This is a genomic window from Pseudomonas sp. GD03842 (genome assembly GCF_029841165.1).
In the GTDB taxonomy this organism is placed as follows: domain Bacteria; phylum Pseudomonadota; class Gammaproteobacteria; order Pseudomonadales; family Pseudomonadaceae; genus Aquipseudomonas.
Genome location: NZ_JAOCEA010000022.1, coordinates 80,293 through 87,004, shown reverse-complemented (window position 1 = coordinate 87,004; position 6,712 = coordinate 80,293). Strand labels below are relative to the sequence as shown.

At 58.1% G+C, this 6,712-nt stretch carries 6 protein-coding genes; 5 read left to right on the top strand and 1 reads right to left on the bottom strand.

The genetic code is table 11. The features are described 5' to 3' along the window. Positions 1–390 precede the first annotated feature (390 nt). Positions 391–1,335 carry a serine O-acetyltransferase EpsC gene (gene epsC / locus N5D61_RS24360; RefSeq protein ID WP_279894480.1) on the bottom strand — a complete coding sequence of 315 codons (945 nt, stop codon included), beginning with the start codon at positions 1,333–1,335 and terminating at the stop codon, positions 391–393. 216 nt (positions 1,336–1,551) lie between these two features. Between epsC and N5D61_RS24355 the strand changes: the two genes are divergently transcribed. The 5 genes from N5D61_RS24355 to N5D61_RS24335 all read left to right on the top strand — a co-directional run bounded on the left by N5D61_RS24355 (position 1,552) and on the right by N5D61_RS24335 (position 6,278). Then, positions 1,552–2,553: a D-cysteine desulfhydrase gene (locus N5D61_RS24355; protein ID WP_279894476.1), complete on the top strand. Its 1,002-nt coding sequence runs from the start codon at positions 1,552–1,554 to the stop codon at positions 2,551–2,553. A gap of 234 nt (positions 2,554–2,787) precedes the next feature. Next, entirely contained in the window at positions 2,788–3,585 is a 798-nt protein-coding gene (gene tcyJ / locus N5D61_RS24350) for a cystine ABC transporter substrate-binding protein (protein ID WP_279894475.1), read from the top strand. After that, the gene (gene tcyL, locus N5D61_RS24345) at positions 3,582–4,250 is read left to right on the top strand and encodes a cystine ABC transporter permease (protein ID WP_108237621.1); all 669 of its coding nucleotides are present in this window, start codon (positions 3,582–3,584) and stop codon (positions 4,248–4,250) included. Before tcyJ ends, tcyL begins: the two co-directional genes overlap by 4 nt. A gap of 3 nt (positions 4,251–4,253) precedes the next feature. After that, positions 4,254–4,997: an L-cystine ABC transporter ATP-binding protein TcyN gene (gene tcyN / locus N5D61_RS24340; RefSeq protein ID WP_279894474.1), complete on the top strand. Its 744-nt coding sequence runs from the start codon at positions 4,254–4,256 to the stop codon at positions 4,995–4,997. A gap of 546 nt (positions 4,998–5,543) precedes the next feature. Next, on the top strand, positions 5,544–6,278 hold the full coding sequence (locus tag N5D61_RS24335; RefSeq protein WP_108237619.1) for a hypothetical protein: 735 nt from the start codon (positions 5,544–5,546) through the stop codon (positions 6,276–6,278). The last annotated feature ends 434 nt before the right edge of the window (positions 6,279–6,712 follow it).

Genomic DNA, 6,712 nt, shown 5'->3' with positions numbered 1-6,712 from the left:
CGGCGGGGTTATTTTTGCGCCGTCACCCTGTTGCAGATTGGCTTGGTTCACAAGGGAGCTGAGGACCCATTGGGGATACCGAACGGGCCCGCACCGAAGGCTGGACGGTAGGAGCGCGCTTGCCCGCGACAGCGTTGTGTCAGGCAACAGATTTATCGTAGATACACCGCAATCGCGGGCAAGCGCGCTCCTACGGGGTGCAATGGCGGGGTTATTTTTGCGCGCCGTCACAAGGGAGCTGAGGACCCATTGGGGAGGCCGAACGGGCCCACACCGAAGGCTGGACGGTAGGAGCGCGCTTGCCCGCGACAGCGTTGTGTCAGGCAACAGATTTGTCGTAGATACACCGCAATCGCGGGCAAGCGCGCTCCTATGGGGGTAATGGTGGTGTTACTTTTGCGCGCCGTCATCATGTTGCAGATTGGCCTGGTTCACATTGCTGCCCGGCGGTACGCCGCGCGTCAACCAGACGTTGCCGCCGATGGTCGAGCCTTTGCCGATGGTGATGCGCCCCAGAATGGTCGCTCCGGCATAAATCACCACGTCGTCCTCGACAATCGGATGGCGCGCGTGTCCTTTCTGCAACTGGCCGTCTTCGTCTGCGGGAAAGCGCTTCGCTCCGAGGGTCACCGCTTGGTAAATCCTTACCCGTTCGCCGATGATCGCCGTCTCGCCGATCACCACACCTGTCCCGTGATCGATGAAGAAACTGGGTCCGATCTGCGCGCCGGGGTGAATGTCGATCCCGGTGGCCGAATGCGCCAGCTCCGAACTGATACGGGCCAATAGTGGCAGACCGTTGTTATAGAGATGGTGCGCCAGGCGGTGATGGATCACTGCCAGGATTCCGGGGTAGCACAGCAGCACCTCATCGACACTGCGCGCGGCCGGGTCGCCGTGATAGGCCGCCAGCACGTCGGTGTCGAGCATGCGACGGATAGCGGGCAGTGCGCTGGCGAAGTCCTGAATCAGCCGTTCGGCATGAACATCCGCGCAACTGGCGTCTTCACCCCGCTGGCGCGCCACATAGCGCAACTCGAGGCGGGCCTGACCCAACAAAGAATTGAGCGCCACGTCCAGGGTGTGCCCGACATAGAAGTCCTCACTTTCTTCACGCAGGTCCACCGGACCCAGGCGCATGGGGAACAACGCGCCACACAATGCTTCAAGAATGTCCCGGAGCGCTTCACGCGAAGGCAGCTCGCGGCCGCCCTTCTCCCCGCTGACACGACCATTACGGGTGCGCCACTCATCGCGCGCTGCTCGCAACTCACCGACAATCCGCTGCAACTGCCAGTGGCCGGTCACGCCTTCGGCACAGGTTTCTGGAGACAGTTCAGGACTAGTGCTCACGCAGATTTCTCCTCAGTTCAACGGCTCGTCAGGCTGGACATCGCCGAGATCGGATCACTCTACGGCAAACAAAACGGGCAAAAAAATAACAATTTTCGTGCGGCTATAGCTTGAGCGGCCTTAGGAACAGGCCGGTTGCCCTGTGTGAAGCGTCTGCCTATAGTCCAGCGACTCACTCGACGACGCATCAATAAGCACATGATCAGACAACAGCTCGACCGTTTTGACCGCCTGGAACTGCTGACCGCTCCTACACCACTGGAAAAGCTCGAGCGTCTTTCGGCCTGGGCGGGCCGCGATGTTTATGTGAAGCGCGACGACCTCACGCCTTTGGCCCTGGGCGGCAACAAACTGCGCAAGCTCGAATACCTGGCAGCCGATGCACTGGCCCAGGGCGCGGACACGCTGATTACCGCCGGCGCGATCCAGTCCAACCATGTTCGGCAGACCGCTGCACTGGCCGCGAAACTGGGTTTGGGTTGCGTCGCGCTGCTCGAAAACCCGCTCGCTACAGACGACAGCAATTACCTCGAAAACGGCAACCGTCTCCTGCTGGACCTGTTCGACGCGCGCGTCGAATTGGTCGAAAGCCTCGATAACGCCGACGAACTGCTCAACGCGCTGGCGGCCCGTTTGAGCGCCAGCGGGAAGAAGCCCTACCTCGTTCCTATCGGTGGGTCCAGCCCAGTGGGGGCATTGGGCTATGTGCGTGCTGGCTTCGAGCTGGCCGAGCAAATTCGCCAGACGGGTCGAGACTTCGCGGCGCTTGTGCTGGCCTCGGGAAGTGCCGGGACTCACAGTGGCATGGGGCTGGCGCTCGCGGAGGCGTTGCCGCAACTGCCCGTGATTGGCGTCACCGTTTCGCGCGCGGCAGACGCTCAGGCCCCGAAAGTTCAAGAATTGGCAGCGCGCACCGCGCAACTGTTGGGAGAGCCGGTGCCGAAGGCGTTCACTGTGCGTCTGTGGGACGAATATTACGGTCCGCGGTATGGCGAACCGAACGCGGGAACACTGGCTGCAGTGAAGCTGTTCGCGAGTCAGGAAGGGCTGCTGCTGGACCCGGTCTACACCGGTAAGGCCATGGCCGGGCTTTTGGACGGCATGGGTCGCCAACGCTTCGAGGACGGGCCGATCATTTTCCTGCACACCGGCGGCGCCCCCGCATTGTTTGCTTACCCGAAGGTTTTTTCAGAGCGGTGATCCCCAACTGTCCAAGAGACGCGTGCCATTCCCTCGTATCGACGTTATGCAAAAATTAACTAAAGGCAATTTTTTTAATTCTTTTTAAACGCGTGCCTCTGCTTTTATGATCGCCGCCAGCCGCTTGGGCAACACTGGGCAGGCCACTGAAAAAGCTGGCTAAAGCCGTGAGGGCACAGTAGCTTCGTCAGGTCTGAGGCGCACCTGACATTCCAATTAAAACAGGGGACTTACATGAATATGTCTGCAATACGCCGCACCTTTCTGCTGTCGGCCTTCAGCCTGGTGCTCGGCACCGGCCTGGTGAGCCACGCTGTCGCTGGCGAGCAACTGGATGCCATCAAGAAGAATGGCACGCTCAAAGTGGGCCTGGAAGGCACGTATCCACCATTCAGCTTCGTCGGGGAAGATGGCAAGCTCACCGGTTTCGAAGTCGAGTTTTCCGAAGCGTTGGCCAAGGAACTGGGCGTCAAGGCCACGCTTACTGCAACCCCATGGGCAGGCATTCTTGCGGCACTGGAGTCCAAGCGTCTGGACGTAGTGATCAATCAGGTGACCATCTCTGACGAGCGCAAGAAGAAGTATGACTTCTCCGAGCCGTACACCGTTTCCGGCATTCAGGCGCTGGTGCAATCCAAGGACGCAGGCAAGTTCAAGACCGCCAATGACCTGACCGGCGCAAAAGTCGGTGTGGGCCTGGGCACCAACTATGAGGAATGGCTCAAAGCCAATGTGCCGGGTGCCATCGTCAAAACCTACGACGACGACCCGACCAAGTACCAGGACCTGCGTGTAGGCCGTATCGACGCCATTCTGGTCGACCGTCTGGCCGCGCTGGAGCTGATTGCCAAGACCAAAGACAAACTGGTTTTGTCCGGTGAACCCTTCTCCCGTCAGGAAGCAGGTATTGCACTGCGCAAAGGCGACCCCGAACTGCTGAGCGCGATCAACAAGGCGATCGACAAGCTGCGTGCCGACGGCATCCTCGCCAAGCTGTCCGAGAAGTACTTCAAGGCTGACGTGACCAAATGATTCCAGAGAGCCTTCAGCTCGCGCTGGACTCCGCGCCTTTTCTGCTCAGGGGCGCGTATTACACCGTGGGCCTGAGCCTGGGTTCGATGTTTTTCGGGTTGGTGCTGGGCTTCGGCCTGGCACTGATGCGTCTGTCGAAAGTCTGGGTGATCAGCGCCATCGCCCGGGTTTACGTTTCGTTCTTTCGCGGCACGCCCCTGCTGGTTCAGCTGTTCATGATTTATTACGGCCTGCCGGATCTGGGCATCGAGCTGGATGCCATCACGGCAGCGCTGATCGGCCTATCCTTGAACATGGCCGCTTACGCTTGTGAAATCCTGCGGGCCGCCATTGGCGCGGTGGACAAGGGCCAATGGGAGGCAGCGGCCAGCATTGGCATGACGCGGGCCCAGACCATGCGTCGGGCAATCCTGCCCCAAGCGGCGCGGACGGCGTTGCCTCCACTGGGCAACAGCTTCATTTCACTGGTCAAGGACACCGCCATGGCCGCCACCATTCAGGTGCCGGAAGTGTTCCGACAGGCACAACTGATCTCGTCACGCACGCTGGAAGTCTTCACGATGTACTTCACTGTCGCGGTGATCTACTGGGTGCTCTGCACGGTGCTCGCGCATTTCCAGAACCGACTGGAAGCTCGGGCCAACCGCCATGACGTGGAGTCTTGAGGCATGATTACCGTTGAAAAGCTGACCAAGGAATTCAAAGGCAATCAGGTCCTCAAGGGGATCGATTTGAAGGTCGAGCCCGGTGAGGTCGTCGCGATCATCGGCCCCAGCGGGTCGGGGAAAACCACCTTTCTGCGCTGTCTGAATTTCCTCGAGGAGCCCACCAGCGGCACTGTGGTCGTAGGCGACATCAAAATCGACGGCAACCGCCCACTGGCCCAGCAAGCGGGGCTGATTCGCCAGTTGCGCCAGCACGTGGGCTTCGTATTCCAGAACTTCAATCTGTTTCCCCACCGGACGGCGCTCGAGAACGTCATCGAAGGCCCGACCGTCGTTAAAAAGCTCCCCCGTGAGCAGGCAGTGGCGCTGGGGCGTGAGCTGCTCGCGAAAGTGGGCCTGGCAGGCAAGGAAGACGCCTACCCTCGTCGTCTGTCCGGGGGTCAGCAACAGCGGGTTGCGATTGCCCGGGCGTTGGCTATGGAGCCTGAAGTCATTCTGTTCGACGAACCGACCTCTGCCCTCGATCCCGAACTCGTCGGTGAAGTATTGAGCACCATTCGAGCGCTGGCCGAAGAGCAGCGCACAATGATCATCGTGACCCACGAAATGAAGTTCGCCAGGGACGTTGCCAATCGGGTGGTGTTCATCGACAAGGGAGTGATTGTGGAACAAGGCAACGCCAAAGATCTGTTCGCGAATCCCAGGGAAGAACGTACAAGACAGTTTCTCGAACGAAGCCGGACTTAGTCCTACAACATGTGTTTTAACTACGGCGCTTTCAAGCGCCGTTTTCTTTTCCTCCAACATTTGGAAACGGTGTAAACCTTCGGGTATTTAACCGGCTCGCGCCGGCTTTTTTAGACTTCTTATCGACTCTTTCAATAAACCGCTCACTGAAGGGCGAGGAGTCATTCGCAATCTTCATCGCCCGACTTTTAAACCCGCGTCGCCGTGTCTTTTCGGGTTTGATTCAATAACCCCTCGGTTTAGTCATCACATCAAGTAGGGCAAGCCCCGCATTTCCAGCGTTTCACCCTACTGCGCCGTAGGAATTGTCTATTTATTTCAATAACGATTTTTTACATCTGCGCCTTTATTGACAGATGTGTGGCAACACAATTAGCTGAATATCCAACAGCGTCCTTTATATCTCGACTTAAGCAAGCCCGAAATTGGAACCATTTGTATGGTTTGCCAACGATGCTCATCGGACGTGTACTAACAACATCCATCCAAAGCGCTCGCGGCCAACTGCCCGCCGAGCATGGTCGATTATTCAGTGAGGGTAAGCAGATGATCAAAACTCCTGTCACTCAGACACCATTACAGCTTTTCGCCCCTTATTTGCCGCAATCGAACAGGCAAGGCATCGGGGCGTTGGCGGCCAATCGCCTGCTAGTGAACATAGACCCATACCCGGAAATGGAAAGCGGAGACCTGATCGAACTTTTCTGGGGTGATTGCTATGTTGCGTCGACTCTTCTGTCAGAGTCCGACATTGGCAATACAACTGTCCTACATGTTCCGCAAAGCTTTCTACAAAGCGGTAAGGTCAAGACTTACTACCGCGTCACGAAAATAGGCAGCGAGCCTGTGCAATCCCCCGGCCGAAAAATCTGGGTCAAGCTGGAAACGCCCGGCGGCCATCTGGTCAGCAGTGATGGAGAAGAAAATCAGGGGCTGGCCCCGGTGGTGTTTCCTGGAAACCTGCAAGAGACAGGGCTGACCTCTCGGCACTTGAGAGAGGGCATCGACATCGTCATCGAGCGCTATCCGCATATGGCGGTCTACGATGAGATCACGCTGCGCTGGGGAGACCGACGCATGGACTTCCCCGCACTGACTGAACATCAGGTCGGCACCGCCATCACGCTTCACGTACCGGGCGCGCTGATTCGGGAAGCCGGTGAAGACGATCAGCAGGAGGTGACTTACTGCATCATCGACCGCGTGGGAAACAACTCCCTTTGGGCGCCGCCGCGCGCCATCAGGGTCTGCATGTCTGACAAGGCAGGGATTGAACGCTGAATCAGGCTGACCGGCGATGCACCGTCGCGGCCATGCGTCTTTCGCCGCGACGCCCATTCTGGCACTGAAGACGTGACGCACGCCGCAGATCCGCTCTGCCAAAGAAGGATCCCACAAATCCCATCATGCCCTTCCTACGGCTACTCACACGTTCATCCATCGGCCGCTGCTAGCCTCAGCAAAAGGGTTAACGGGGGACTCGTCATGCACTGCCGGCATATCGTCAAGTACATGGTTTTGCTGATGCTGTTTGGTTCCTGCCTGACCTGGGCGGGGCATCTGGCGGGCTGTCCCTGCCTGTGCAGCCCTTCTATGCTTATTCCCAAATGTGAGTTTATTTAGTTTTTATACACGCTTAAGATATATCAACCGGACCACCGGACCATCATCAACTTTCTTGTCGCTCAGGCGACGTTGATTCGAGGTTCAGATGG